Source organism: Craurococcus roseus, assembly GCF_039523795.1.
GTDB lineage: Bacteria > Pseudomonadota > Alphaproteobacteria > Acetobacterales > Acetobacteraceae > Craurococcus > Craurococcus roseus.
Genome location: NZ_BAAAFZ010000053.1, coordinates 75,308 through 100,726, shown reverse-complemented (window position 1 = coordinate 100,726; position 25,419 = coordinate 75,308). Strand labels below are relative to the sequence as shown.

At 74.3% G+C, this 25,419-nt stretch carries 25 protein-coding genes; 20 read left to right on the top strand and 5 right to left on the bottom strand.

What is annotated here, in order from left to right; translation table 11 throughout:
• Positions 1-38: 38 nt before the first annotated feature.
• Both ABD067_RS17205 and ABD067_RS17200 read right to left on the bottom strand, forming a co-directional pair.
• Positions 39-521 (bottom strand): hypothetical protein, encoded by a 483-nt coding sequence (locus ABD067_RS17205; protein ID WP_343896589.1) that lies wholly within the window; start codon positions 519-521, stop codon positions 39-41.
• A gap of 46 nt (positions 522-567) precedes the next feature.
• The gene (locus tag ABD067_RS17200; RefSeq protein WP_343896588.1) at positions 568-918 is read right to left on the bottom strand and encodes a hypothetical protein; all 351 of its coding nucleotides are present in this window, start codon (positions 916-918) and stop codon (positions 568-570) included.
• A gap of 454 nt (positions 919-1,372) precedes the next feature.
• Here ABD067_RS17200 and ABD067_RS17195 point away from each other — a divergent pair, with 454 nt between their 5' ends.
• Genes ABD067_RS17195 through ABD067_RS17180 form a run of 4 tightly spaced genes read left to right on the top strand, consistent with a single transcriptional unit; the run spans position 1,373 to position 4,023 of the window.
• Positions 1,373-2,323: a tyrosine-type recombinase/integrase gene (locus ABD067_RS17195; protein ID WP_343896587.1), complete on the top strand. Its 951-nt coding sequence runs from the start codon at positions 1,373-1,375 to the stop codon at positions 2,321-2,323.
• Between the two features lie 4 nt (positions 2,324-2,327).
• Complete coding sequence (locus tag ABD067_RS17190) at positions 2,328-2,975, top strand: hypothetical protein (protein WP_343896586.1); 648 nt, start codon at positions 2,328-2,330, stop codon at positions 2,973-2,975.
• Between the two features lie 45 nt (positions 2,976-3,020).
• Entirely contained in the window at positions 3,021-3,524 is a 504-nt protein-coding gene (locus tag ABD067_RS17185) for a hypothetical protein (protein WP_343896585.1), read from the top strand.
• Between the two features lie 37 nt (positions 3,525-3,561).
• Complete coding sequence (locus ABD067_RS17180; RefSeq protein ID WP_343896584.1) at positions 3,562-4,023, top strand: hypothetical protein; 462 nt, start codon at positions 3,562-3,564, stop codon at positions 4,021-4,023.
• Between the two features lie 61 nt (positions 4,024-4,084).
• Here the strand turns inward: ABD067_RS17180 and ABD067_RS17175 are convergent, their stop codons facing one another.
• The gene (locus tag ABD067_RS17175; protein WP_343896583.1) at positions 4,085-4,504 is read right to left on the bottom strand and encodes a hypothetical protein; all 420 of its coding nucleotides are present in this window, start codon (positions 4,502-4,504) and stop codon (positions 4,085-4,087) included.
• 386 nt (positions 4,505-4,890) lie between these two features.
• On the opposite strand from ABD067_RS17175, the gene ABD067_RS17170 reads away from it, so the two are divergent.
• The 9 genes from ABD067_RS17170 (at position 4,891) to ABD067_RS17130 (ending at position 13,816) form a co-directional block, all read left to right on the top strand.
• Positions 4,891-5,625: an SOS response-associated peptidase gene (locus ABD067_RS17170; protein ID WP_343896582.1), complete on the top strand. Its 735-nt coding sequence runs from the start codon at positions 4,891-4,893 to the stop codon at positions 5,623-5,625.
• A gap of 102 nt (positions 5,626-5,727) precedes the next feature.
• On the top strand, positions 5,728-6,393 hold the full coding sequence (locus tag ABD067_RS17165) for a hypothetical protein (RefSeq protein WP_343896581.1): 666 nt from the start codon (positions 5,728-5,730) through the stop codon (positions 6,391-6,393).
• Between the two features lie 48 nt (positions 6,394-6,441).
• Complete coding sequence (locus tag ABD067_RS17160) at positions 6,442-7,347, top strand: HIRAN domain-containing protein (RefSeq protein ID WP_343896580.1); 906 nt, start codon at positions 6,442-6,444, stop codon at positions 7,345-7,347.
• Positions 7,348-7,978: 631 nt separating this feature from the next.
• Positions 7,979-9,748 carry a hypothetical protein gene (locus ABD067_RS17155; RefSeq protein ID WP_343896579.1) on the top strand — a complete coding sequence of 590 codons (1,770 nt, stop codon included), beginning with the start codon at positions 7,979-7,981 and terminating at the stop codon, positions 9,746-9,748.
• A gap of 332 nt (positions 9,749-10,080) precedes the next feature.
• The gene (locus ABD067_RS17150; protein ID WP_343896578.1) at positions 10,081-10,821 is read left to right on the top strand and encodes an XF1762 family protein; all 741 of its coding nucleotides are present in this window, start codon (positions 10,081-10,083) and stop codon (positions 10,819-10,821) included.
• A 152-nt stretch (positions 10,822-10,973) separates the two neighbouring features.
• Positions 10,974-11,927 (top strand): DUF3991 domain-containing protein, encoded by a 954-nt coding sequence (locus ABD067_RS17145; RefSeq protein WP_343896577.1) that lies wholly within the window; start codon positions 10,974-10,976, stop codon positions 11,925-11,927.
• 178 nt (positions 11,928-12,105) lie between these two features.
• The gene (locus ABD067_RS17140) at positions 12,106-12,246 is read left to right on the top strand and encodes a hypothetical protein (RefSeq protein ID WP_343896576.1); all 141 of its coding nucleotides are present in this window, start codon (positions 12,106-12,108) and stop codon (positions 12,244-12,246) included.
• Between the two features lie 92 nt (positions 12,247-12,338).
• Positions 12,339-12,866 (top strand): siphovirus Gp157 family protein, encoded by a 528-nt coding sequence (locus ABD067_RS17135; RefSeq protein ID WP_343896575.1) that lies wholly within the window; start codon positions 12,339-12,341, stop codon positions 12,864-12,866.
• Between the two features lie 2 nt (positions 12,867-12,868).
• Positions 12,869-13,816 carry an ERF family protein gene (locus ABD067_RS17130; RefSeq protein ID WP_343896574.1) on the top strand — a complete coding sequence of 316 codons (948 nt, stop codon included), beginning with the start codon at positions 12,869-12,871 and terminating at the stop codon, positions 13,814-13,816.
• Between the two features lie 444 nt (positions 13,817-14,260).
• Here ABD067_RS17130 and ABD067_RS17125 read toward each other — a convergent pair whose 3' ends face one another.
• Entirely contained in the window at positions 14,261-14,452 is a 192-nt protein-coding gene (locus tag ABD067_RS17125) for a hypothetical protein (protein ID WP_343896573.1), read from the bottom strand.
• A gap of 100 nt (positions 14,453-14,552) precedes the next feature.
• Here ABD067_RS17125 and ABD067_RS17120 point away from each other — a divergent pair, with 100 nt between their 5' ends.
• From ABD067_RS17120 to ABD067_RS17090, 7 genes are all read left to right on the top strand, one after another.
• Positions 14,553-14,921, top strand: a complete 369-nt coding sequence (locus ABD067_RS17120) for an ArsR/SmtB family transcription factor (RefSeq protein ID WP_343896572.1) — start codon at positions 14,553-14,555, stop codon at positions 14,919-14,921.
• Positions 14,918-16,378 carry an FAD-dependent oxidoreductase gene (locus tag ABD067_RS17115; protein ID WP_343896571.1) on the top strand — a complete coding sequence of 487 codons (1,461 nt, stop codon included), beginning with the start codon at positions 14,918-14,920 and terminating at the stop codon, positions 16,376-16,378. Before ABD067_RS17120 ends, ABD067_RS17115 begins: the two co-directional genes overlap by 4 nt.
• Positions 16,375-17,079 (top strand): MIP/aquaporin family protein, encoded by a 705-nt coding sequence (locus tag ABD067_RS17110; protein ID WP_343896570.1) that lies wholly within the window; start codon positions 16,375-16,377, stop codon positions 17,077-17,079. Before ABD067_RS17115 ends, ABD067_RS17110 begins: the two co-directional genes overlap by 4 nt.
• Positions 17,076-17,486 carry an arsenate reductase (glutaredoxin) gene (gene arsC, locus ABD067_RS17105; RefSeq protein WP_343896569.1) on the top strand — a complete coding sequence of 137 codons (411 nt, stop codon included), beginning with the start codon at positions 17,076-17,078 and terminating at the stop codon, positions 17,484-17,486. Before ABD067_RS17110 ends, arsC begins: the two co-directional genes overlap by 4 nt.
• Positions 17,483-18,661 carry an MFS transporter gene (locus ABD067_RS17100; RefSeq protein WP_343896568.1) on the top strand — a complete coding sequence of 393 codons (1,179 nt, stop codon included), beginning with the start codon at positions 17,483-17,485 and terminating at the stop codon, positions 18,659-18,661. The genes arsC and ABD067_RS17100 overlap by 4 nt, the downstream gene beginning before the upstream one ends.
• Before the next feature lie 458 nt (positions 18,662-19,119).
• Positions 19,120-19,527 (top strand): hypothetical protein, encoded by a 408-nt coding sequence (locus ABD067_RS17095; protein ID WP_343896567.1) that lies wholly within the window; start codon positions 19,120-19,122, stop codon positions 19,525-19,527.
• A 163-nt stretch (positions 19,528-19,690) separates the two neighbouring features.
• Complete coding sequence (locus ABD067_RS17090) at positions 19,691-24,829, top strand: helicase-related protein (protein WP_343896566.1); 5,139 nt, start codon at positions 19,691-19,693, stop codon at positions 24,827-24,829.
• 72 nt (positions 24,830-24,901) lie between these two features.
• On the opposite strand, the gene ABD067_RS17085 is transcribed toward ABD067_RS17090, so the two are convergent.
• A complete protein-coding gene (locus ABD067_RS17085) occupies positions 24,902-25,402 on the bottom strand; it encodes a hypothetical protein (RefSeq protein ID WP_343896565.1) in 501 nt (166 codons plus the stop codon).
• Positions 25,403-25,419 lie beyond the last annotated feature (17 nt).

Below are 25,419 nucleotides of genomic sequence, written 5' to 3'. Positions count from 1 at the left end.
CGCGAGCCAGCGGAGCGCCAGCGCCGGCGATGAACGCTTCACTCGGGCGCGATGATGCCTCGGGCCACGAGGGCCTCGCGTATCGCGGTGACGTCTTGCTGGATCCTGGAGAGGCGCTGGTCGCGCTCACGCTGCGTGTGCTGCCTTGCGAAGCGGAGGATGCGGCTGCGGTCGAAGTCGGGGTGGATCCTGATGAGACCCATGGGCTGATCGTCGCTGCCTTTCAGGACGTAGCAAGTGTCGTTGGCCTTGATGTGGACGGACATCGCGTTCCAGGTGGCGCTCACCCGAACGTCCTCCAAATCGACTTCCACGGCGTCGGCTCGGTCGTCGAGGGTCGCATCATCGAACCCTTCCACAAGGTAGACGGGCCGGTCCGATGACGTTCCGAGGGCGATCTTCCAGCCTTCATCGGAGATCCGGCGGCACAAGGTCTCTGCGGAGCGCCGGAAGGCGTCGACCGTGACGAACCCGCCGTCGGTGATCTGATCGGCGACTTCGGCCGACTTCAAGCGTGGCATGACCGTCCTCTATGGAGCGTGGTTCGTGAGGGCCGGGCGGAAGCGTTCAGCCCAGGGCGTGCCGCAACGAACGGGCCGGCTGGCCGGACGGGTACAAGGCATCATTGAGGGCGCGCCACCGGCCTCCAACCACGACCTCCGCTACCACCCTGCCGGACGCCACGAGGGGGCCCAGGAGGTCGTCGAATTCCAGCAGTGCCGCGCGGGGAGCGAGCGACGTGACAGCGATGACGATCGCCTGTTCGGATGCGCTCCACTCCCTGTCGAGACCCTTCGTGAACGGCCGTCCGAAGGCGTCGTGCACGGCCGCGCGCACCATGCTGCCGGTGCCGACCAGCCGCTTCCGGAGGCGCTCCGCGGGCAGGCGGAGCCAGGGGTCCAGGGCACAGACCGTCAAACGAACCCGAAATACTGTCGCTTTCGCCTTGGTTTTGGCCCGGTGCATTTGGCGTCTCGCTCATTTTTGGGGTTAAAACGCCAACGTACACGGAATGCTGTTCACCGCAAGCGGTTCTCAGCTTCGTTTGGCAAAGACACGACTTTTTGGCTGCAAAACGCCAAATGAGCTACAGCGGTGTATCCGGAGACGGCAGGTCGCCGCTTCGGCGACCTGCCGTAGGCGCGTAAGCCGCTATGGCTCAAGAAAGGTGCGGTCCCGCGCAGCAGTCGGCCCGGTTCCCGCTTCGGGACTGGTGGCGCTTGCGTCGGGTCGATGCCAGTGCGGACCCGCCCGCGGGGAAACCGGCCGAGCCCCTGCCCTGCCGCTAAGGCCCGATAACCGCGATTCTCAGGCCTTAGCTAGTTATGCCATAATCCTTGCCTTGCTGGCCCTAACCTGTTGGATTCGCGTCATGTCCGACGTCGCCACCCTGCCCGCCTCCGACTTGGCGCTCGCCGCCGACTACGCCCGGCAGGCGCTGTCGCCGGCGACGCTGCGCGCCTACCGGGCGGACTGGGAAGACTTCTCGGCGTGGTGCCACGGGCGCGGCGTCCGCGCGCTGCCGGCCGAGCCGGCCACCGTCGCCGCCTACCTGGCGTCGATGGCCGTCAGCCACGCCAGGGCCACGCTGGGCCGCCGGCTGGCCGCGATCGGCCGCGCCCATCGCATGAGGGGAATCGCCTGGATGCCGGACCACCCGGCGATCCGCGACACGCTGGCCGGCATCCTCCGCCGGCACGGCACGCCCCAGCGGCGCGCGGCGGCGGTCGGCACCGCCGAGCTGCGGCGGCTCGTCGCCACCTGCGACACCGGCCTGACCGGCAAGCGCGACCGGGCGCTGCTGCTGCTCGGTTTCGCCGCGGCGCTTCGCCGCTCCGAACTGGCGGCGGTCGAGCGCGAGCACCTGGCCTTCGCCGCCGACGGGATGCGTTTGCTGATCCCGCGCGCCAAGACCGACCAGGAAGGCGAAGGCGCCGAGGTCGGCGTGCCGCGCGGCGCCAAGCCCGAGACCTGCCCGGTGCGCGCGATGGAAACGTGGCTGCGGGACTCGGAGTGCCGCTACGGCCCGGTGTTCCGCAAGGTGGACCGCTGGGGCAAGGTCGAAGCGGAGGCGCTGCACCCGGACTCGCTGCCCAAGATCTTCCGGCGCCGCGTCGCGCTGGCCGGCCTCACCGCGGCGGCGCTGGAGCGGCTCTCGCCGCACGGCCTGCGCGCCGGCTTCATCACCGAGGCCTACCAGGCGGGGGCGCGCGACGAGGCGATCATGGGCCACACGCGCCACAAGGACGTGAAGACGATGCGCGGCTACGTCCGGCGGGCCAAGCTGCTCGGCGAGAGCCCGGCCAAGCTCGTCGGCCTTTGAGACGGTGGACGGCGGGGCGGTCCTCAAGCGCGGCCGGCGCCCCCGCCGCCCCTCGCCCGCCCCGACGATCGCGCAACCGGTCCTGCCGCCGCACGCGCCGCCGGACGTGCTGGCGCTGCCGCAACCCGATTGGCTGTACCAGGAGCTGACCGTGAAGGGCGACGGCGATGCGCTGTGGTCCTTCCGCCAGGCCGCCGCCGGCGCCGGGCACGTGCCCTGGGTCCACGACTACGACGCGCTGGAAGAGCGCTGGCTGTCGCTGATGCTGACCCAGCCGGGCCGGACGATCAGCCTCCAAGGCGTGAAGATCGTGGCGCGGGAGGTCAAGGAGGCGTTCCGCGACGAGCACGAGGAGGCCTGCGCCTGGGTCGGCCGCTCCAAGGCGGTGCCGCTCGACCTCCACCAACTCGTGCCCGTGCCGTGGGAAGTCCTGAAGCTCGGGCCGGATGCGCCCGGGGCGCTGCGCTGGCTCTGGCAGAACTGGGGCACGACGTGGCCGCTGCGGAAGGTGGAGCGCTTCTCTTGCCCCGACGGGGCGTGGCGGGTCGGCTTCTTCTCGGCCGACTGGACTCCGTGGCCGGCCATCGCTACCTGCCGGTTGAGCTGGCCGACGCTGAGCTTCGATGTGCGGGTGCGCTACGGGACCGACTGATCCGGTCCTTGAGGCCGGTGAAAAACCGTCTTTTCAGGACGACCGATGAGCTTCAATCTCACGCCTGCCCAGTATTTCGAGATCGTCCGCGCGGAGCACCAAGACTTCAAGGCCGACCGGGCCTCGATCCGCCGGACGATTTCGTGCTGCACGCTGACGAACCACATCGTGGACCACCTCACGTCGCACTATTTCCAGACCGATCCCGCGAAGCTGCACATCCAGCCGGGTCTCACGTTCAAGGCGGCATTGAACGTGTACCGTGACCACGTCGTGGGTGAGTGCCCCGACATCTCGGTCATCCGCGACCTGTGCGACTACGGCAAGCACGGCTCACACCTGGATCGGCCCAGCGTCCAGGTGCAGTGGACCGGCCTGGAGGAAACGTACGGCTTCCATGTCTCTTTCGCCGAGGTGCCGGCGTCCGACTACGTGAAGACGGTCAGGGTCGGCATCATCATGAAAGATGGCGGGGAGATGAAGCTCGAGGTGGTGCTCGCCTCGGTGTTCCATTACTGGGAAAGGAAGTTCGTGGCGGAGGCGCTCTGAGCCGCCGCGCCGATCATCACCCCCTCCGAGACTTCGCGTGGATCTTGAACCCGCCCAGGTCGCCGACGCCGAGGCGTGCGGCGTTTCGTTCCGGACGGCGACGCCAGCCCAGGTCCAGCGCTTCTCGATGCAGCGAAAGGTCTTCCGCGTCTGTGGCGAGGCCGTGCTGGCGACGCGCGACGGCGCGCTGTTCGAGACCGCCGGCACGCTGGAGCGGCTGATCGCCGAAGGCGGGCGGCAACGCCGCGACCTGGAGGCTTGGCGGGCCACACGACCGGCGCTCCGGGTCGAGGCCCCTGCCCCGCCGCCGCCGCCTCCGATCACCGTGCAGCGGCCCGCGCGAGCATCAGCGGTCGTGCCCGAGCCGAGGGTGGCGAGGACCGCGGAGCCGCGCCGCGCGCCGTCCCGCGACGTGCCGCGAGGCGAGCGCTGGCAGACGGCGGGGGCCGTGCGGAGGGGACGGCTGGCGCAGCACTGGACCTCGCGCCGCTCGGATTGACGGGGTTGGCCTGGCGGGCGGCCTGCGCGGCGTGGCTCGGCCTTCGCGTCCGGCCGGCGGGCTACCGCTTCGGGCACTCCGCCTTGGACCACCCGGCCGCGTCCATCGCCGCGCCGACGTTCACGCCGCCCGCCAGCACGTCGGCGACCACGCGCCGGTGGCTGCGGTGGCGCGGCAGCACCGTCAACGGGTGGCCGGCAGTCCGGCGCCGCAACTCCTCGCGCGCCTGCCACCACCGGCTTTCGCCGCGCTCGTCCGTGTCGACGCGCCGCACCCGGATCGACACCGCCCCGGCCAGCCCCTCGCACTTGGCCATGAGGGTGTCGCCGTCCGACCAGTCCACGGCGTCGCAGGTCCAGCGGACGCCGTCGGGGTAGGTCCGCGGCGGCTCGACCCATCCGCAGTCCGGGGCCGGGAAAGCTGCGACGGGCACCGCCAGGACGGCCAGGAACAGGCCAACGGAGGTTCGGCTCAACATCATCAACGGCAATTCTGCCCTGAGTAGCTTAACGAGCAAGCGGCTTGGGCCAGGGAAAAGCGCCCCAATACCTGCCCTTTGTTCGACGCGCGCCGCAGGCGGCGTCGAAACGCCGGGACGCCCTCCGTCCCGACCCCTCCCGGACGCCGACGCGCGCAGCGCAGGTCGAGGGAAGCGCGCAGCCACCCGGACCCACGCGCAGCGCCGGTCCTGCCGGCGCGAGCATGGGGAGGATGGCGAGCACTGGACCTCGACCGGAGCGAGCACGGTGGCCGGTTTCCGGCCCGAGCCAAGCCAACCAAGCCTTTCGGGAAGTACCTGGCGCGTCCGTTGCGCGGCCCCGCGCGACCTCGCCCTGCGACCCGGTGTTCGGCGGCTGTTCGCCGTTGATGACCACGCGGCCGGCGCTGCGGTATCCTCCCTCCCGCATGTGCGGCCGCTACGTCCAGACCATGCCGGCCGAGGCGGTGCGGCAGTTGTTCCGCACCGGCGGCGCGCTCCCCAACCTGGCGCCGTCGTGGAACGTCGCCCCGACGCAGTCGGCGCCGGTGGTGCGGCGCCACCCCGACACCGGCGAGCGCCACCTGGACCTCCTCCGCTGGGGGCTGCGGCCGCGCTGGGTGAAGGACGCGAAGGGGGCGCGGGAGCCGATCAACGCCCGCGCGGAGACCGTCGCCACCTCCCCCATGTTCCGCCAGGCCTACGCCAAGCGGCGCTGCCTGGTTCCGGCCGACGCCTTCTTCGAATGGAAGGCGGAGCCAGGCGGCAAGCAGCCCATGGCCATAGCCCCCGCCTCGGGCGACGGGATGGCCTTCGCCGGCCTGTGGGAGCACTGGCGCGGCGAGGGTGACGAGGTGGTCCGCACTTTCGCCATCGTCACCACGGACGCCAACGCGCCGATGCGGGCGGTCCATGGCCGCATGCCGGTGATCTTGGCCGAGGATGACTGGGCCGCGTGGCTGGAGTGCGACGATCCGGCCCGGCTGCTTCGGCCCGCGCCCGACGATCTGCTGCGGTTCTGGCCTGTGTCCAAGGCGGTGAACTCGCCGCGCAACAACGGGCCGGAGCTGCTGGGCGAGCGTCCGCAAGCGCCGGCCGGAGGGGGCGGCCCGAACGCGGCATAGCTCCGCCTGCAGCACGGAGCGGCCGAGCCGTGATCCGTCCCTTGGCGACGCGGCAACCAGAGCGCAACATCCAGACCCCAACGTCGCGGCAGGGGCATGCGGATGGGCAGCGTCGCCCACTTCACCGATCTGCGTTCCGGCGTGGTGGACGCGTTGCGCCTCCTGGCGGAGTCCACCGCGGGCCAGTCCATCATCCGGGTCGGCGCCGCGGCGTGCGAGGTCGAGTGGGACCCCGGCGCCCGCCACCACCCCGCCCTGCTCCTGCCGCTGGTGCTGCTCACCGCCGCGATCGACGAGGGCGCCGCGCGGGCGCGCTGGCAGGGCGTCGGCTTCGCCCATAGCGTCGGCACGGCGCACCGGCTCGACACCGTCGAGAAGGGCATGCTGCTGGCCCTGGCCGGCCGGGACGGCGCCGTCGACTTCGCGGCGGAGCTGGCGGCCTGGATCGACCGCTTCGGCCTGGACGGCGCGGCGCTGGAGGTGGACCGCGGACGCTTGGACCGCGGCGACCAGTACGGGGTCCGCCCGGTCCGGCCGACGCGCGACATGCCCGGCGTCCTGAAAACGCTCCCGGCCGCCCAACGCCTCGCGGCGGTGGCGGTGCTCGCGCTCTACAACGACACCGACGCGGAAGCCGTGTTCAAGGGTAAGCGGCACGCCGCGGCGAACCCGCCGGCGGTCGAAGGCTTCGCGGCGCTGCGGCGGGAGGCGGGCGAGGCGGCGCACGCGCACCTGCTCCGGCTGATCGCCGCGTACCGGGGCTGGTGAGATGAACCCCTCGGACCGGTCGCGGCCTCTGCCCCGGGGCGGTGATCCATGCTCGATCCCGAAGGCCTGATCGACCTCGCCTGGTTCGCCGCGCACCCCTCCGCCGACGCCGGCGCGGAAGGCGGCCGCTTGGCGGCGGGCGAGCCTTGGTTCACGACCGCCGTGGCCGGCTTGCAGTTCTACGACTACGCCACCCCCGACGAGCTGGGCGGGGACGGCCGCCTCCGCATCCCGCCGGCTGAGGACCGCCTGTCGCTCGTGCGGCGGCCCGACAACCCGCACGACGCGGACGCGGTCGAGGTCTGGTGGCGGAACACCGTGCGGATCGGGCACCTGCCGCGCGGCGTCGCGCACGAGTTGGCGCCGGACATGGACGGGGGCGCGCCGATCCGGGCCTACGTGCGCGCCTCCGGCAACGGCGAGGTCTGGTCGCTGCACGCGCTCCTGGTGGGCGAGGGCGTCCGCGGCCTGCACGCCAGGCACGTCGACCGCGTGCTCCGGCTCCGGGACGCCGCGGCCGCCGATGCGGAGCACGCGCTCGCCTGGCAGGCCGAGGCGGCGGCCAGGCGGTCCCGCGGCGCCGCCCGCGCCTTCGAGGCCCGCTGGCTGCGGGCGCGCGAGGCGAGGCTGCGCGACGCCGTCGCCGCCTTCGGCGCGTTGCCCTTCGACGCGGACTCGCTGCCGCCCGTCGGGGCGGAGACCGATGCTGACGCGCTGGCGCGGGCCGCCGGCTGCTCCCGGGCTAGCATCGGCAGGATCGCCCGGCGCGCCGGCGTCGTGTGGGTCGAGTCCAAGCGCGGGTGGTTCACCGTTGCCCCGAAAGCGACGACGATGACCGAGCGGTTCCGCGCGGAGCTCGCGGCTTGGCTCGGCACCGCCAAGGCCCGCGTGCCCGCGGAGAAGATTCAGGAAGCCGTACAGCGCGCCAGGACGCGCAGGGACGGAACGCGGTGATGGCCAAGCCTGGGTAGCCCTTTAAGCACCTTCGAAGGTTTAGAGGTCCAAAGGATGGGGCGGTCCGGCCCGGTCTGAACCGAGCCCGGGGAAGCCGAGGCCCGCTTCCAACGGATCTACGAAAGCATCCGCTTGATGTTGCTGCGCCTGTGGGCGTCGTGGTCGAAGCCGAGCATTTCCCCGCTGTCCGCGGGGCAGCGGGGGAAGCGCAAGCGTTCCGCGCAGCGGATCGTCCATCACGTCCACAGGCGCCCCCTCCCGCCGGGGGCCGCGTGCCACTCGCTGCGCTTCCCGAGCCGCCGGCGGCGTCTCGGCCATGGCGGGTGACGCGCGCTGACGTGCTCGCGGAACGCCGGCGCCAGATCCCTCCGATCGGGCAAGCGCGGCCCGCGGGTGGTCTCGGCCCTTGCCGGAGGCGCGCTCCGCGACCTGCGGGTGGATCGGCAGAGCGGGAGGCACGACCAGAGGGAGGCGAGCTGGAAGAAGCCGATGCCAACCCCCTGCGGGAGGCGCCGCAAGGGTGCGTCGCTGCGCTCCCGCGCGCCGTGCGCGCGCCCTTGCCCCGCCCCCGCGCGGGCCGGCCGCACCGCGAGGTCTTCGAGCACGAAGACCGAGCAGGAGCGAGCCGCCCATGATTGCAACCGACACCAACGCCGACCGCACCTCCGACGACACCGTGATCCGCATACGCGGCGCGCTGGGTGAGAAGGTGCTGCGCAAGAGCCCCGAGCTGTTCAACCAGGGCCTGCCCACCGTGCTGGCCGAGGCGCTGCAGAACTGCCGTCGCGCCGGCGCCGCCTGCGTCGAGGTCGAACTGCTGGGCGAGGAGGGCCGAGCCACAATGGTCGTGCGAGACGACGGCCGCGGCATAGTCGACATGGCCAAGCTGGTCACCTTCGGCGCGTCCGATTGGGACGAGCGCACCGACCTGGCCGAGAACGCCGCCGGCATGGGCGTGTTCTCGCTGGCCTCGCGCGGCGTCACCGTGCGCTCGCGCGGCCGCAGGGTGACGCTCACGCGCGAGGTGTTCTGCGGCGAGGCCGAGGCCGCGGTGCTGCCCGACGCGGACGCGCAGGTCGGCACCGAGCTGCTGTTCCCCGTGGCCGAGCCCTGCCCCGGAGCGGCGCTGGAGCGCGCCTGCCGCTTCTACCCGCTGCCCGTTACGCTGAACGGCCGGCCCGTCGGGCAGCGCGGCTTCCTCGACGGCGCCGCCCACGTCGTGGACTGGCAAGGGCTGCGCCTCGGCGTGTTCCGCGACGGCGGGCCGAAGGTGCTCGACCTGTTCGACCGGCACCGCTGGGACAGGCGGCTGTACCTGAACTTCCATGGCCACGTCGTGGAATGCCCGGGCGCGGTCTCGCTGGCCGAGGAAAGCGGCCGGACCTGGAGCGTGTTCGTCGACGTCGCCGAGGCCCCGGACCTGCGGCTGGTGCTGCCGGCGCGCAACGAGCCGATCGACAACGGCTTCTTCCGCGCCATGCGCGCGCGCGGCGAGCGGGCGATCCTGGAGTGCGTCGCCTTGCAGCCGAATCACTCGCTGCCGTTCAAGGACGCGGAGCGGGCGGGGCGCCTCGGCATCGCGCTGCCGCCGGTCGAAATCGCGCTCGCGCCGTGGACCATGCCCAGCGACGAGCTTCGCCACCGCCGCGAGCCCGAGCCCGTGGTGGTGGGTGCATCCCGCGTGCCGCCGCTGCTGGTGGACGGCGGCCTCGCGGGGGACACGGCCGCGCAAGCCAACCTGCACCCGCTGCTGCTGGGGTGGGAGGGCGGGCCGCCGGTGCTGGCGGAGAACGCCGCCTTCGCCGGCTACCCGGCGTACGACGCCCTCCGGATCGTCGCCGGCGTGGCCGCGACCGTGACCGGGCAGGACGGCGGCACCGAAGAGCTTCCCGGGACCGCAGGGCCCGGCGAGGCCGCCGCGCCGGCCACGGACGAGCAGCGCGTCGTGGAAGCCGTGCGCGTCCGGCTGCTGGCGCGCGACGGCCGCGGGCCCCGCAGCGAGGCCGTGGTGGTGCACGAGGCGGATGCGCCGTTCTTCTTCACCTCCGAAGGCTGGGACACAGGGTTCCCGGGCGTGGCGGTGGCCAAGGGCACGGACCCGGGCGCGCTGGCCGACGCCCTGGTCGAGTGCTTCTTCGCGCACAACGACGACGCGGACGCCGACAGCTACGACAGCCAGCTCGAGGCCTACGCGGCCGACGCGCGGGACCTCGCCCGGACCTTGCTGCTCGACGGCGCGGAGGCTGCGGTCGCCCGGATCGTCGAGGGGCTGCGCGGCATCCGCTGGAGCCTGCGGACCTTGGGCGCGGGGACCGTCGAGGTGCGGATCGCCGAGGGCGGAAGCGGCGGCACCATCCGCGTCGTGGCGGCGGACGGGCAGGAGACCACCGCCGCGCTCTGAGCCGCTCGAGAAAGGCAGCGGGAGCAGAAGCAGGAGCGGAGGACGGTCGAGGGCGGACGCCCTGCCACCCCGCGGAGGCGCGGCAAGGGGGTGTCGCTCCGCTCCCGCCGCCGCGCGGCGCCCTTGCCTCCCCACCGCGGCGCGGCCCGCGGGCCGGGTCTTCGAGCGGAAGACCCAGCAGGAGGATGAGGCCGATGCGTCACGCAAGCCGCGCCGCGCGCCGCCGAGCCGTCGAGGAGGACCTCGGTGCCGACGGCCGGTGCACACCTATCCCGACCCCCGTCGCACACCGTTCGCGTCCGGCACCCTGCCCGTTCTGCGGCGAGGAGGCCGTGCTGGAGCTGGCGGAGGCGTGGCCCGACCACGCCTTCATGCTGGAGACGTGCTGCTTGGCCTCCCACGAGGCGGCCTGCCACGGCATGGCCGACGACCCGGAGTGGGCGCGCGGCCTGCTCCGCCGGCTCGGCGCCGAGGAGCTGCTCGGCGGCCGGCTGCGGCGGGTGGCCGACGACGGCTGCGGCCAACTGCTGCTCGACTGGAACCTGGTGGTCCGGCCGGTGCGCTTCGCGGTGGCGGCCGGCTTCGTGCGGCGCCACCACGCCCACTGCGGCGCCCCGACCGCGTGGCGCTTCGGCGCTTGCATCACCAACGGCTCCACGTTGCTGAGCGTGGTGATGGTGGGGAACCCGGTCGCCCGCGCCTTCAACGGGCGCGGCATCGTCGAGGTCAACCGCCTGTGCGTCCGCCGCGACGCGCCGGCGGCCCTGCGGTGGAACGCCTGTTCGCAACTGTACGCGTGGGCGTGCAAGGAAGCCGAGCGGCGTGGCTTCGCCCGCATCGTCACCTACACCCGCGCCGGCGAAGACGGCGCCAGCTTGCGCGCTGCCGGCTGGACCAAAGAAGCCCGGGTGCGCGGCCGCTCGTGGAACACCCGCACGCGCATGCGCGCGGAACGGGAGCCGCCGATCGACAAGGACCGCTGGAGCCGGGCGCTGAAGCCCCGCCGCCCGCCCCCTCGCCGGCGGCCGTCGCCCTTTTCCACCACGCCGCTGTGCCTGGAAGCCGGCGCGTGAGCGCGCGGGTGGCGCGCCGGGGCGAGCGCCCTGCGGCACCCCTCCGTCCTGTGTCGGCCGGAAACGGAGGCCGCCGGAGCGGGACCGGGGCGGGGAAGACGGGGCTGCTGCACGAACGGTCCCGCCCGCTTCCCATCGACAGGAGTTGGACCATGCGCGGCATCGACGAGGAACGGGAGCTGATCAGGGCGGGGGTGAACTGCGCGGTGCTGCTGGAGCAGCTGCAGCCGGGCTGGGCGCTGGACAGGCGTGAAAGCACCCGGCGCTGCCGCAAGTACCGCCGCGGCCGGGGCGAGATCCTGATCGTCAACCACGGGGGCCGGGGCTGGTGGGACCCGCTGTCCGCGGCCAAGGGCGACGTGTTCGACCTCGTGCGCCACCTCGACCCCGGCCTCGGCTTCGGCCAGGCCTGCGACCTGCTACGGGCCTTCGTGGGGCTGGGATCGTCCGGCTCCCCTGTCGCCGGCCGGAAGCGCCGTGCGCAGGAGCCGGCGCGCTCGCCCGCCGAGCGTTGGATCGCGCGCCGGCCCGTGGCCGCGGGCTCACCCGCATGGCGCTACCTCACCGGCGAGCGTGGCCTGCCGGCTGCCGTGGTGGTGCGCGCCGCCCGCCTCGACCTGGTGCGCGAAGGGCCGCGCGCCAGCGCTTGGTTCGCGCACCGCGACGGGGCGGGGAACCTGACCGGCGTCGAGATGCGCGGCCCCGCGTGGCGCGGCTTCTCGGCCGACGGCTCCAAGGCGCTGTTCCGTTTGCCTGGGGGCGCGAGCGGGACCGCAACGCGCCTCGCGGTGGCGGAAGCGGCGATCGACGCCCTGAGCCTCGCCGCCGTGGAGCGCCTGCGGCCCGACACGCTCTACGCGGCGGTCGCGGGGGGCATGGGCCCGCTGACCCTTCTCTGCCTGGACCAAGAGCTGCGCGCATTCGCGGGCCGGTCCGGCGCCGTGCTGACCGCGGCCACGGACGCCGACGCGGCGGGGGAACGCCTAGCCGCGCGTCTCGCCGGATTGGCCGCTGAGGCGGGCGTCTCGTGCGAGCGGCTGCGGCCGTGGAACGGGCGCAAGGACTGGAACGACCTCGTGCGGGCCCGAACGGCCGGAGGACGCTGAAGGGCGGCCGGGACGGGAGGAGGGAGGAGCGGCGAAGCCGCCGTGCCGCTCGCGCGCCGGCCGCCGCAAGGGTGCGTCGCTCCGCTCCCGCGCGTGCCGCGCGCCCTTGCCGCGCCCGCCCCGGAGCGGCCGCCAGGCCGGGTCTCCGGACCGGAGATCACGGCAGAGGACGGCGAGCATGAGAACCAGGAACACCTTGCGGATCGTGGCCGGCGCGACGGCGCTGGCGGCGGTGCTCTACGCGCTCGCGGCGGCGCCGGGGCTGGTGTCCGACCGCGACAGCCTCGTGCCCGAGCGATCGCGCGAAGCCAAGCGGTGAGCGCGGGGGCGGAGCTTCACCGGAAAGGCCTCCCCGCCCCGCTCCGCCCTGCGGCCCACGCCACCACCCACCACCCGACAGAGGAGAACGCCATGCCTTCCGAGGCGGTGACCACGCACGACGTCTCCCGCGCCCGCTTCCTGCTCGAACAGGTCGCGGCCGGGCTGCTCGACCAGGACCCGCAGCTGCGCGACGACGACGCCCTCTTCTTCGACATGCTGGACGGCGAGGGCGGCGACGCGCTCGACCTGCTGCGCGCCGCGCTCCGCGCCAGCCTGGAGGCGGACGCCCAGGCCCACGCCTGCAAGTTCCGCGCGGCGCAGCTCGCCGAGCGCCAGCGCCGGCACGAGAACCGAGCCGGGGCGCTCGCCGCGGCCGTCCACCAGGCGATGCGCGACCTCGGCATCCCCCGCCTGCGCGACCCCGAGTTCACGGCGTCCCGCCGTGAGGGCGGCGAGCGCGTCGAGGTCGCCGACCCCGACCTGCTGCCCCCGGCCTTCGTCCGCACCAAGCGGGAGCCGGACAAGGCGGCGCTGCTCGCGGCCCTGAAGGCCGGCGATGCCATCCCGGGCGCGGTGCTGGCCCGGGGCGACGAAACCCTCACGGTGAAGGTGAAGTGACCATGGACACGCACGCGAACCCCGCCGCTCCCGCCGACACCGGAGCCGCCGCCGGCGCGGACGCCTCCGAAAGCCCGGCCGTCAACGAGCTTGCGGCCGCGCTCGCCCGCGCCCAGGGCGCGTTCAGCAACCCCGCCAAGGACCGCGACAACCCCTACTTCGGCAGCCGCTACACCACGCTGGGCGCGGTGATCGAGGCCACGCGCGGGCCGCTGGCCGACAACGGCCTCAGCCTCACGCAGACCGTCGGCGCCGGCGCGGGCGGCGAGAGGTCGCCAATCCTGCGCACGCGGCTGCTGCACAGCTCCGGGCAGTGGATCGCCAGCGAGGTGCCGCTCTTCGCGGCCGGCAAGGGCAGCCAGGCGTTCGGCTCGGAGCTGACCTACATGCGCCGCTACGCCGTGTGCGCGCTGCTCAACATCGCGCCCGCCGAGGGCGACGACGACGGCAACGCCGCCCAAGCCGCGACCGGCGCGACCGGCGCGAACGGCGGCGATGCCGGGCCGGCGAAACGGTCCCAAGCGGGTCCGCCCGCGGCGCGCGCGCCGGCCGGGGCGCAGGAGCCCCGGCCCGGCCCGGCCTCCCACCGCGATCAACGACAGCAGGCGGCGCCTCCCGGCCAGCCCGACGCCGAGCGGCACAAGCCACCGGCGGCTCCGCCGCGGGGACCCGCGGACGCGCCGCGGCGCAAGGACGAGCCCTCGCCGCCGTCGGTCTGGCGCATCCTGCGCCCGGGCAAGGCGGCCATCACGGCGCCGGACGGGGCGGCGTGGCTGAAGTGGTGGACGTCCATCGCCGGCAAGGCCGCGGCCGGAGGCAAGACGGACGAGCTGCGGGCGCTCTTCGAGGCCAACGCCGCGGCCTGGGACCGGATCGCGCTGGGCTCGGCCGAGGCGCACGACGTGGTGGCCAAGGCCGCCGAGTCCGTGCGCGCCGCGCTCGACGATTGACCGTCCACTTGGCCCGACTGCTCCACCCTGCGGACCTCCGCAGCTTTTAAGGTCCGCAGGCGCCACCCGCCTAGAGCGTCTTTCGCAGACGACCCGCGGTCTTGGACATCGCGCACAAGCGCCTCCGCTTGGAACGCTGTTCCCGACCGAGGCTGTGTGAAAACGATGTGCCGTAACGGCAATTAGCAATTCCGCTGCCGTTCGAGGCGCCTGTTTGAAGCGTTGTTGCTAAGCGCCGCAACGCGACGACCGGACGGTTCTCGGCGAGCGTCAGCAACCGCGTTTTCACACAGCCTCGACCCAAACCGGTCCTTGCCTGCGACCAAGGTGGCTAGACCAGACGCCCCGGTTTCAGTGCTCCGCAAGCCCGGGAGTTGCCGGGCGAAGCGCGAATCGCAACGCGGCCACCCGATCTTCGACAGGGTGTCAGGCGCCGGGCCCGCGTCAGTTGGGGCGACAGCCGGGCCAAGGCGCCGCCTCGAACAGCCGCCGGGCCTCCCGTAGCCCTTCCGCCACGCTCCCCGGGATGCCGGCGAGCGGCGTGAGGACGCGCCAGATCACCCCGCCGTCCGGCCTGCTGACGGTGACCAAGCAGGGCCGATCGTCCGAGTAGCGGATGGCGATCTCCACATCCATGCGGGCCTCCCGACCCTTCTCTACGACTCTACTCGAAAAGTCGTTGACACCCCCGGCCGCCCCGGTATCTTCGATATTACTCGAAGTGTCGGAGAAAACGGTGGACGGCAAGCTCGCCGTGGGTGCCCTGGGCGCGCTGGCCCACGAACACCGGCTCGCGGTGTACCGGATGCTCGTCGAGCGGGGGCCGGACGGCCTGGCCGCCGGCGCCATCGCGGAGCGCCTCGGCGTGCCCGCCTCCTCCCTCACCTTCCACCTCCAGCACCTGCTGCGCGCCGGCCTCGCCACCCAACGCCGGGTGGGGCGCCAACTCATCTACGCCGCCGACTTCGCGGCCATGAACGCCCTCGTCGGCTTCCTCACCGAGAACTGCTGCGGCCGCGGCGTCGCCGCCTGCGTGCCAGGACGCGCCCCGGCCGCGGCCGACGAGTCCCCCTCCACCCCGCGCCGGAAGGCCGCCGCACGATGACGCCCACCTCTCTCCCCGTCGCCGTGATCGGCGGCGGGCCTGTCGGCCTCGCCGCCGCGGCGCACCTCCTCGAACGCGGCCTCGAACCCGTGGTGCTGGAAGCCGGTGACGCGCCCGCCGCGGCGGTGCGCGCCTGGGGGCACGTGCGGATGTTCTCGCCCTGGCGCTTCAACACGGACGCCGCGGCGGTGCGCCTCCTCCACAGCGCCGGCTGGTCGGCGCCGGACCCGGGGCACCACCCGACCGGCGACGAGTTGGTGCGCGACTACCTCGCGCCCCTCGCCGCGCACCCCACCGTCGCCCCGCGCCTCCGCCTCGGCGCGCGCGTCGTCGGCGTCTCGCGCCGCCACCACGACTTGCAGCGCGACGGCACGCGGGAGGACGCGCCCTTCGTCCTCCAGGTCGCCGCCTCCGCCGGCGGCGTGGAGGAGGTCGAGGCCCGCGCCGTCCTCGACTGCTCCGGCACCTGGGGCACACCCAACCCCGTCGGCGCGCACGGCCTGCCCGCCCCCGGCGAGCGCGGGGGGCGCGTCGCCTACCGCATCCCCGACCCACTCGGGCGCGACCGCGCGGACTACGCCGGGCGCCGGGTCCTCGTCATCGGCGCGGGGCACTCCGCGATGAACGTCGTCGAGGCGCTCGCGGCGCTGGCGGAAGAGGCCCCCGGCACCGCCGTGGCCTGGGCCTTCCGCCGGCCTTTGGCGGCGGCGAACTTCGGCGGCGGGCGCGACGACGGCCTCGCCGCCCGCGGCGCACTCGGGGCGCGCGCCCGCGCGCTCGTGGAAGAGGGGCGCGTCCGTGCGTTCGCGCCCTTCCTCGTCCGCCGCCTCTCCGACGCGCCGGACGGCGCGGTGCGCGTGGAGGGGCTGCTGGACGGACGGCCGCACGCCGCTGAGGTGGACAGGGTGGTGGGCGCGACGGGCTTCCGGCCCGACCTGGCGCCGCTCGCGGAACTCCGCCTTTCCCTCGACCCCGCCGTGCAGGCGACGCCCGCGCTCGCGCCGCTGATCGACCCGAACCTGCACTCCTGCGGGACCGTGCGCCCGCACGGCGAAGCGGAGCTGCGGCATCCCGCGGAGCCGGGCTTCTACATCGCCGGGATGAAGGCCTACGGTCGCGCGCCGACCTTCCTCATGGCGACCGGGCACGAACAGGTCCGCAGCATCGCCGCCCACCTCGCGGGCGACGCGGACGCGGCGCGGCGCGTCGAGCTGGTCCTGCCCGAGACGGGGGTGTGCTCCGGCTCCAAGCCGAAGGCGGCGGTGGAGGCCGCGGCGGGCGGGGCCTGCCGCGGCCCCGCCGTCGAGCCAGCCGCGGTCGCGGCGGTCGTCGCCGGATCGTCCTGCTGCACTCCGGCCTCCGCCGCGACGGCCGCGGTGCCCGCGACGCCGCAGGGGACGTGCTGTGCCCCGAAGGTGGAACTGCCCGCCGACGCCGACGCGCCCTGCTGCGCGTGACGGCCGCCTTCGACCTCCCCCGGCGCCTCGCCGCGGAGGCGCTGGGGACGGCGCTGCTCGTCGCCGCCGTCGTCGGCTCCGGCACCATGGCGGAGCGCCTGACGGCGGACGCGGCGCTCGCGCTGCTCGCCAACACGCTGGCGACGGGCGCGGTCCTCGTCGTGCTGGTCACGACGCTCGGCCCCGTCTCCGGCGCCCACCTCAACCCCGCCGTCTCGCTCGTCTTCGCCGTGCGCGGCGAGCTGCCCCGGCCCGAGGCGGCGCCCTACGCGCTCGCCCAGCTCGCCGGCGGGGTCGCCGGCACCGTCTCGGCGCACCTGATGTTCGGCCTACCCCTCGTCGCGGCGTCGGCGAAGGTCCGCACCGGCGGCGCGCAGTGGTTCTCGGAAGGCGTCGCCACCTTCGGCCTCGTGATGGTGGTCCTCGCCGGCATCCGCTTCGAGCGGCGGGCGGTCCCCTGGCTGGTCGGCCTCTGGATCACGGCCGCCTACTGGTTCACCGCCTCCACCTCCTTCGCCAACCCCGCGGTCGCCGCGGCCCGTTCGCTCACCGACACCTTCTCGGGCATCCGCCCGGCCGACCTGCCGGGCTTCGTCGCGGCGCAGCTCGCGGGCGCGCTCGCCGCCGCGGCGCTCGTCGGCTGGCTGCTGCGCGAACCCGCGTTCCGTCCTGTCCCCATGAGGGAGGAAGCCGAGCCGTGACCGTCACGATCTACCACAACCCCGCCTGCGGCACGTCGCGCAACGCGCTGGCGATGATCCGCGCCACCGGCGCAGAGCCGGTCGTCGTCGAGTACCTGAAGACGCCGCCGACGCGCGCGGAGCTGCTGGACCTGGTGCGCCGCATGGGCGTGCCGCTCCGCGACGTGCTGCGGCGCAAGGGCACGCCTTACGACGCGCTCGGCCTCGGGGACCCGTCGCTCCCCGACGACGCGCTGCTGGACGCCGTCGAGGCGCACCCGGTCCTGATCAACCGTCCGATGGTCGCGACGCCGAAGGGCGTGCGCCTGTGCCGGCCCTCGGAGGCCGTGCTGGACCTCCTCGACAGCCCTTTGCCGGCGGATTTCACCAAGGAGGACGGCGAGCGCGTCCCCGCGCGCCGCGCGTGACGGCAGGGCCGGCGAGCCGCGCGGGCGTCGTCGCGGTCCTCGGCACGGCGCAGACCCTCGCCTGGGCCTCGTCCTACTACCTCCCGGCTATCCTCGCGGCGCCGATGGCGGCGGAGTTCGGCGTGCCGGCGTCCTGGGTGTTCGGCGCCTTCTCCGCGGCCCTCGTCGTCTCCGCCTTCCTCGGCCCTTGGGCGGGCCGCGCCATCGACCGCCGCGGCGGCCGGCCGGTGCTCGCCGCGTCGAGCCTCGTTTTCGCGGTGGCGCTGGCGCTCCTGGCCGCGGCCCCCTCCTTCCCCGTGCTCGCCCTCGGCTGGCTCCTCCTCGGGATCGGCATGGCGGTCGGCCTCTACGAAGCGGCCTTCTCCACCCTCGCCCACCTCTACGGCCGGGAGGCGCGGGCCTCAATCACCGGCATCACGCTGATCGCGGGCTTCGCCAGCACCGTCGGCTGGCCCGCCTCGGCGCTCCTGTTGGACGCCATCGGCTGGCGCGGCGCCTGCGTCGCCTGGGCGGCGCTGCACCTCCTCCTCGGCCTGCCGCTCAACCTCCTCCTGCCACGGCGCGGCCCGGCGCCCGACGAAACTGCGACCACGGCGGGGGCGGCAGCGGCGTTGGACGCGCCGCCCCCGCGCTACGCCATGCCGCTGCTGTCCTTCGCCTTCGGCACGACGGTGTTCGTCTCCGCTGCCATGGCCGCCCACCTCCCGGGCCTCATCGCCGCGGCGGGCCTGCCGGTCGCCGTCGCCGTCACCGCGGGCGCCCTCATCGGCCCCGCGCAGGTCGTCGCCCGCGTCGGCGAGTGGACGGTCCGCCGGCGCTTCCACCCGCTCGTCGCCGCCCGCCTCGCCACCCTCGGCCACCCCCTCGGCGCGGCGGTCCTGCTCTTCCTGGGCGGCCCGGCCGGCGCCTACGCCCTCGCCCTGCTGCACGGCGGCGGCAACGGCATCCTCACCATCGCCAAGGGCGCGCTGCCGCTCGCCGTCTTCGGCCCTGCGGGCTACGGCGCGCGCCAGGGCTGGATCTCCGCGCCCGCCCGCGTCCTCCAGGCGGCCTCGCCCTTCTTGTTCGGCGTCGCCCTCGAACGCCTCGGCGCCGACGCGCTCGCGGTCACGACGGGCCTCAGCCTGTCGGCGCTCTTCGCGCTGCTGCTGCTGCGGACACGCCGGCACGCCTGACGCCCGCCCGCCCGCGCCACGCCCGCAACCCGCGTCCTGGCAACGCCCACGGCGCTCCCGCTCCGCCTCGACCGCTCGCACCCGCCCCGCCTCCCCTCGCCTGCCGCCGGCCACCCACGCCCCCTCTCCACCATGGGCGGCGATGCGTCTCCGACGTCGCCGCAACCGCGGATCAGGCCCGCGGCGGGAAAGGCCGTCCGCGCGGGCGGCGTCCAACCCTCCCGCTACGCTGCCTCCACCCCGATGACCTCAACACCTACGAAGGTAGGAAGGGTCATTCCCGGAGCGGTGGAGGCGACAAGGGCAGAGCGGGACCGTGGCAGGGACGGCAGGCGTGCCGACCGGCGCCGCCCCGCGCAAGGGTCGGGCCGGGCGCCTGCGGCGCCCTTGCCCGGCGCGGCGCCGGTCGGCCGGGGGTGGGGGTCTTCGGAGCAGAAGACCGGAACAGGAGACCCCCGATGGACACGCACGGACACGAAGCAGCCACGCCCGCGACGGGCTGGCACCCGGGCGGGGCGAAAGGTGGCTACGGCGACCTGATCGCGCGCGCCCTTTCCACCGAAGGCGGCCACCTGGCAATCGGGCGGGGGGGCTTCACGCTCCACTTCGGCCCCGGCGCTTGGATGAGCGGCCATGATTCCGATGTCGCCAAGCGCGCGTGCGCGGATGCCGGCTTGCCGGTGATCGACAGCCGCCGCGCGCCGCTCGACCGCGTCGTGGAGCTCGCCATCAAGGGCCCGATGGTGGCGGTCGGGCACCCGCCCTGCCCCGGCCCCCACCACGCCTTGTCCTACGTGCCGTTGGCCCTGGTCGCCGAACGATACCTGGCCGCGGGAGCCGAAGTGCTGAACCGGCCCTCTTCGTGACCTGACCGGCCGGCGGCGCGCGTCGCGCGGCCGCCGGTCCGCCCTCCTCCCCTCCTGCCCCGTCGCGGGCAGCCGACCAGCCACCCCATCCGCGCCCTCCGCCCGCCTGCCCGCCGTCCCCGGCCGGCGGGCCCTCGGCGCTTCCGGCAAGGAACGACGCACCATGCGCAATGCCGCCTCCGCGCGCAGCGCCAGCCAGCTCACGCTTTCCCTGTTCGACACCACCGCGCTCGCGGGCCTGTCCCTCGACGGCGCCGGCCCGCCGCGGCGGGCCACGGTCCCGGTCCCGATCGTGGCCGTCCCGGATGAGGACGACGCGCCGCAGCCCGTCGCGCAAGCCGCCGCCACCCCCGCCCGCAACTTCCGCCTGGAAGGCGACCGCGGCCTGGCCGCGGGCTGGAAGGCGCGCGCGGCCGGCAACCTGGACGCCATCCGCCTCCTGCAACGGATCGAGGCCGAGGACCGCCCGGCTACCGCCGACGAGCAATCGGTGCTGGCCCGCTTCACCGGCTTCGGCGCGACGGAACTGGCCAACGCCTGCTTCCGCCGCCCCGGCGAGGCGTGGCGCCCGGGCTGGGAGGAGATCGGCGGCGCGCTCGAAGAGCTGCTCTCGCGCGAGGAGCTGGCCGGGCTGATGCGGGCCACGCAGTACGCCCACTACACCCCGGAGTTCCTCGTGCGCGCGGTCTGGCGGGCGCTGGGGCGCCTCGGCTTCGACGGCGGCACGGTCCTGGAGCCGGGCTGCGGCACCGGCCTGTTCCTGTCGCTCCTGCCCGGCGAACTGGCGCCGCGCACGGCCTTCACCGGCGTGGAGAACGACCCGGTCACGGCGCGCGTCGCCGGGCTGCTGCACCCGGAGGCCTGGATCAGGGCCGAGGACTTCACCCGCGCCGCCCTGCGCGAGACCTACGACCTCGCGGTGGGCAACCCGCCCTTCTCCAACCGCACGGTGCGCGCCGACGACCCCGCCGGCCGGCTCGGCCTCAGCCTGCACGACTACTTCATCGCCCGCTCCGTCGAGCGCCTGCGCCCGGGCGGGCTCGCCGCCTTCGTCACCAGCCGCTTCACCCTCGACAAGGCCGACGCGCGGGCGCGCGGGCACGTCGCCGGCCTGGCCGACTTGGTGGGCGCGTTCCGCCTGCCCGAGGGCGCCATGCGCGCCGCGGCCGGCACCGACGTCGTGGCGGATGTGCTGTTCTTCCAGCGGCGGGAAGCGGGCTCGGACGGCAACGGCGCGGAGTGGGCGGACTTGGCCGAAGCGTTGCACGCCGAGGAAGGCGAGGCCGCGGTCGCGGTGAACCGCTGGTTCACGGACCGCCCCGCCGCCGTGCTGGGCCGGCACGCCCGCACCAGCGGCCCCTTCGGCCCGACCTACACCTGCGTGGCCGATGACCTGTCGGGGCTGGAGCAAGCGCTCGCCGGCGCTCTCGAAACCCTGCCGCGCGGCATCCACACGAGGACAGAAGACGGCAACGGCCGCGGCGCCGTCCCCTCCCCCGCCCCGGCCTGCCGCGTGCCGGTGGGCACCGCGGCCGAAGGCGCCGAGGTCAAGGAAGGCAGCTACCTGCTGGGCGGCGGCGGTGCGCTGTCGCAAGTGGTGGACGGCGTCCCCCGGCCGGTGGCGGTGCGCTCGGGCAAGGGCACCGGGGGCATCCCGGCCAAGCACGCGGGCGTCATCCGCGCGCTCATACCCGTGCGCGACGCGGTGCGCCGGGTGTTGCGGGCGCAGGAAGCCAACGAGCCCTGGGCCGCGGCGCAGGCCCGGCTCCGCGCCGCCTACCAGGCCTTCACGCGCCGCTTCGGCCCCATCAACCTCACCGTCGCCCACGCGAGCACCGACGCCGCGACCGGCGAGGCCACGGAGGTCCGGCGCCGGCCCAACCTGCAGCCCTTCCTCGACGACCCGGACTGCTGGCTCGTGTCCTCCGTCGAGGAGTACGACGAGGAGAGCGGCACCGCCCGCATGGGGCCGGTCTTCACGCAGCGGGTCATCCATCCGCCGGCGGAGCCGGTGGTGGTCACGGCGGCCGACGCCGTCGCGGTGACGCTGGCCGAGTGCGGGCGCGTGGACCTCGACCGTGCCGCCGAGCGCCTCGGCCGACCGCGCGCCGAAGTGCTGGCGGAGCTGGGCGAAGCGGTGTTCCTCGACCCGGCGCGGACCACGGAGGAAAGCGAGGTCTGGGAAACGGCGGACGCCTACCTCTCGGGGCCGGTCAGGGCCAAGCTCGCCGCCGCCGAGGCCGCGGCGGCGCGCGACCCGCGCTACGCCCGCAATCTCGAAGCGCTGCGCCGGGTGCAGCCCGACGACCTGCGCCCGTCCGACATCACCGCCCGCCTGGGCGCGCCCTGGATCCCGGCCGACGCCGTGGAGGCGTTCTGCGCCGAGGTGGTTGGCGTCGCCACGAGGGTGCGCCACACCGTCGAGGTGGCGTCCTGGTCGCTGGACGCCGGCGCCTTCGCGCACCGCCCGGAAGCGACGTCCGAGTGGGGCACCCACCGCCGGCACGCGGGCCAGCTCCTGGACGACGCGCTCAACGGCGCCACCCCGCAGGTCTGGGACACCCGGGTGGAGGACGGCCGCGAGGTCCGGGAGATCAACCCGGCCGAGACGGAGGCGGCGAAGGAGAAGCTCGCCAAGATCAAGGCGGCCTTCGAGCGCTGGGTCTGGACCTGCCCCGCGCGCACGGACCGGCTCGCGCGCATCTACAACGACCGCTTCAACGACCTGGTCCCGCGCCGCTTCGACGGCGCGCACCTGACCCTGCCGGGAGCGTCGAGCGCGTTCCGGTTCTACCCGCACCAGAAGCGGGTCATCTGGCGCGTGATCAGCGCGGGCAGCACCTACATCGCCCACGCGGTCGGGGCCGGGAAGACGGCCTCGATGGCCGCCGCGGTGATGGAGCAGAAGCGCCTCGGCCTCATCACCAAGGCCATGCTGGTGGTGCCCGGCCACTGCCTGGCCCAGGCGTCGCGCGAGTTCCTCCAGCTCTACCCGAACGCCCGCATCCTGGTCGCCGACGAGAGCAACTTCACCAAGGACAAGCGCCGCCGCTTCCTGGCGCGCGCCGCGACCGCGGGCTGGGACGCCATCGTCATCACGCACTCGGCGTTCAAGTTCATCCCCGTGCCCGCCGCCTTCGAGCGCGGGCTCGTCGCCGGCCAGCTGCGCGACCTGGAGGAGCTGCTGGCGCGCGTGGACGGCGGCGACCGGGTCACGCGCAAGCGGATCGAGCGCGCCAAGGAGGGCCTGCAGGCCAAGCTGGAGGGGCTAGGCGCCCGCAAGGACGACCTGCTGCACCTGGGCGAGATCGGCGTGGACCAGATCGTGGTGGACGAGGCGCAGGCGATGCGGAAGCTCGCCTTCGCCACCAACATGGGCGGCCTCAAGGGCGTGGACCCGGACGGGTCGCAGGCGGCGTGGGACCTCTACGCCAAGAGCCGCTTCGTGGCGCAGCGCAACCCGGGCCGCGCGCTGGTGCTGGCGTCGGGGACGCCGATCACCAACACGCTGGGCGAGATGTTCACCGTGCAGCGCTTCATGGCCGAGGGCGCGCTGCGCGAACGCGGCGTGCACCAGTTCGACGCCTGGGCGGCGAGCTTCGGCGACACCCGGACCGAGCTCGAGCTGCAGCCCTCCGGCCGCTACAAGCCGGTCACCCGCTTCGCCGAGTTCGTCAACGTCCCCGAGCTGGTCTCCATGTTCCGCGCCTCCGCGGACGTGGTGGGCAAGGACGAGCTGCGCGCCCACCTCCGCCTGCCCGCGGTCAAGGGCGGCGGGCGCCGGATCGTGACCGCCGAGGCCTCGCCCGGCTTCCGCGCCTACCAGCGGGCGCTGGATCAGCGCATCCGGGCCATCGAGGCGCGCAAGGGCCCGCCGCGGAAGGGGCAGGACATCCTGCTCTCGGTCATCACCGACGGCCGCCACGCTGCCATCGACCTGCGGCTCGTCTACGCCGACCACGAGGACGAGCCCGGCAACAAGCTCAACCTGCTCATCCGGAACGTGCACCGCATCTGGCTGGAGACGGCGGGCGAGCGCTACGCGCGCCCCGACGGCGTGCCCTACGCCCTGCCCGGCGCCGGGCAGCTCGTGTTCTCCGACCTCGGCACCAACGGCGTGGAGGCCGCGCGCGGCTTCTCGGCCTACCGCTGGATCAAGCGGGAGCTGGTCCGCCTCGGCGTGCCCGCCGGCCAGGTCGCCTTCATGCAGGACCACAAGGCGTCGGCCGCCAAGCAGCGCCTGTTCCAGGAGTTCGACGCCGGCCGGATCCGCGTGCTGATCGGCTCGTCGGCCACCATGGGCACAGGCGTGAACGTGCAGCGCCGGCTCAAGGCGCTGCACCACCTCGACGTCCCCTGGCTGCCGGCGGAGATCGAGCAGCGCGAGGGGCGGATCGAGCGCCAGGGCAACCGGCACGAAGAGGTCGAGGTCCTGGCCTACGCCACGCCAGGCAGCATGGACGCCGCCATGTGGCAGAACCTGGAGCGCAAGGCGCGCTTCATCGCCATGGCGCTCGGGGGCGACCGCGGCGTGCGCCGGCTGGAGGACGCGGGATCCCAGGCCAACCAGTTCGCGCTGGCCAAGGCCATCGCCTCGGGCGACCCCAGGCTGATGCAAAAAGCCGGGCTGGACGCCGAGGTCGCGCGGCTGGAGCGGCTGCGGGCGGCGCATTTCGACGACCAGCACGCGGTGCGCGGCAACGTCGTCTCGGCGCGCGCGGCCATCGCGCACGCGACGCGGCGCATCGCCGAGGTCGAGCGGGACCTGGCCCGGCGCGTGCCGACCCGCGGCGAGCGGTTCCGCATGGAGGTGGGCGGGCGCTTGCTCGATGACCGGCGCCAGGCCGGCGCCGCCTTGCTCGCCCGCGTCCGCCTGCTCGACCGCGGCCAGGAGGAGGGCACCTGGACCCTGGCGGCCCTCGGCGGCTTCGCCGTTTCCGCGACCGGACTACGGGGCCTCGCGGGCCAGGGCTACCGGTTGGACGTGGTGCTGGAACGCACGGGCCGGGAGCAGGAGGTGGCGGTGCCGCCGGAGCTGACGGCGCTCGGGCTGGTGTCGCGGCTCGAATACATGCTCGACCGGTTCGAGGCGGAGCTGGCGGAGGAGCGGCGCGCGCTGGCGGAGGCGGAGGCGCGGCTGGCCGGCTACGGGCCGCGCCTGGGCGAGGCGTTCCCCCTGCAGGCCGAGCTGGACGAGAAGCGCGCGGCGCTGGAGGCGGTCGAGGCCGGGCTGGCCGCGGGCGCCGGGGAGGACGAAACGGAGGCGACACCCGCGCCCGTTCCGGCCCAGGCCGCTGAGTGACGCCGCCGCAAGCGCGAGAGCGGCGCGCTAACGGCGGAGCGGCATCGCCGTCATGCGGTACGGCGCCGGAGTTCACCGCGCAGGCGGGGTGAACTCCTCCTGTTCGGCCAGAGCCTCCCAGAACCTCTCGATGGCCCTTACGAACGCCCGGTAGTCCGCCTCGCCGATGAAGTGCTCGGCCTCGTGCTTGGCGAGGTTCACGCCTTCCCGGGCGCGGTCTATCGCGGCGAGCGCGTCCTCCGGCACGGCGGCGCCGAACAGCGCGAGCTGGGCGCGCACCCTGTCCACGTGCGACGCGCGCGGCACGCCCGGGACCTTGCCTCGCCAATCGACCTTGCCGCCGCCGTTGCGGGCGTGGTTGCCGTCGAAGAACGCCTTCGTGGCCTTCTCCCACTCGTGGTACTCGCGCATCCAGGCGCCCTGGAGAAGGGACTCCAAGACCCACTCGCGCACGGTCCTGGCCAGTCCCTCGTCGAGGTCGGCCCCAGCCACCGCGGCGACCTCTCGGCGCGCGCCATGCCGGATCGCGTCGATGGCGGTGGCGATGGCCGCTTCCCGGTGTCCGGCGTGCACGCAAAAGTAGGTCGCCG

Excerpts from the sequence above, each read along its gene's own strand:
- ABD067_RS17205 (WP_343896589.1), bottom strand. The coding sequence starts at position 521 with ATGCCACGCTTGAAGTCGGCCGAAGTCGCCGATCAGATCACCGACGGC.
- ABD067_RS17195 (WP_343896587.1), top strand. The coding sequence starts at position 1,373 with ATGTCCGACGTCGCCACCCTGCCCGCCTCCGACTTGGCGCTCGCCGCC.
- ABD067_RS17185 (WP_343896585.1), top strand. The coding sequence starts at position 3,021 with ATGAGCTTCAATCTCACGCCTGCCCAGTATTTCGAGATCGTCCGCGCG.
- ABD067_RS17175 (WP_343896583.1), bottom strand. The coding sequence starts at position 4,504 with ATGATGTTGAGCCGAACCTCCGTTGGCCTGTTCCTGGCCGTCCTGGCG.
- ABD067_RS17170 (WP_343896582.1), top strand. The coding sequence starts at position 4,891 with ATGACCACGCGGCCGGCGCTGCGGTATCCTCCCTCCCGCATGTGCGGC.
- ABD067_RS17165 (WP_343896581.1), top strand. The coding sequence starts at position 5,728 with ATGGGCAGCGTCGCCCACTTCACCGATCTGCGTTCCGGCGTGGTGGAC.
- ABD067_RS17160 (WP_343896580.1), top strand. The coding sequence starts at position 6,442 with ATGCTCGATCCCGAAGGCCTGATCGACCTCGCCTGGTTCGCCGCGCAC.
- ABD067_RS17155 (WP_343896579.1), top strand. The coding sequence starts at position 7,979 with ATGATTGCAACCGACACCAACGCCGACCGCACCTCCGACGACACCGTG.
- ABD067_RS17145 (WP_343896577.1), top strand. The coding sequence starts at position 10,974 with ATGCGCGGCATCGACGAGGAACGGGAGCTGATCAGGGCGGGGGTGAAC.
- ABD067_RS17140 (WP_343896576.1), top strand. The coding sequence starts at position 12,106 with ATGAGAACCAGGAACACCTTGCGGATCGTGGCCGGCGCGACGGCGCTG.
- ABD067_RS17135 (WP_343896575.1), top strand. The coding sequence starts at position 12,339 with ATGCCTTCCGAGGCGGTGACCACGCACGACGTCTCCCGCGCCCGCTTC.
- ABD067_RS17130 (WP_343896574.1), top strand. The coding sequence starts at position 12,869 with ATGGACACGCACGCGAACCCCGCCGCTCCCGCCGACACCGGAGCCGCC.
- ABD067_RS17125 (WP_343896573.1), bottom strand. The coding sequence starts at position 14,452 with ATGGATGTGGAGATCGCCATCCGCTACTCGGACGATCGGCCCTGCTTG.
- ABD067_RS17115 (WP_343896571.1), top strand. The coding sequence starts at position 14,918 with ATGACGCCCACCTCTCTCCCCGTCGCCGTGATCGGCGGCGGGCCTGTC.
- ABD067_RS17095 (WP_343896567.1), top strand. The coding sequence starts at position 19,120 with ATGGACACGCACGGACACGAAGCAGCCACGCCCGCGACGGGCTGGCAC.
- ABD067_RS17090 (WP_343896566.1), top strand. The coding sequence starts at position 19,691 with ATGCGCAATGCCGCCTCCGCGCGCAGCGCCAGCCAGCTCACGCTTTCC.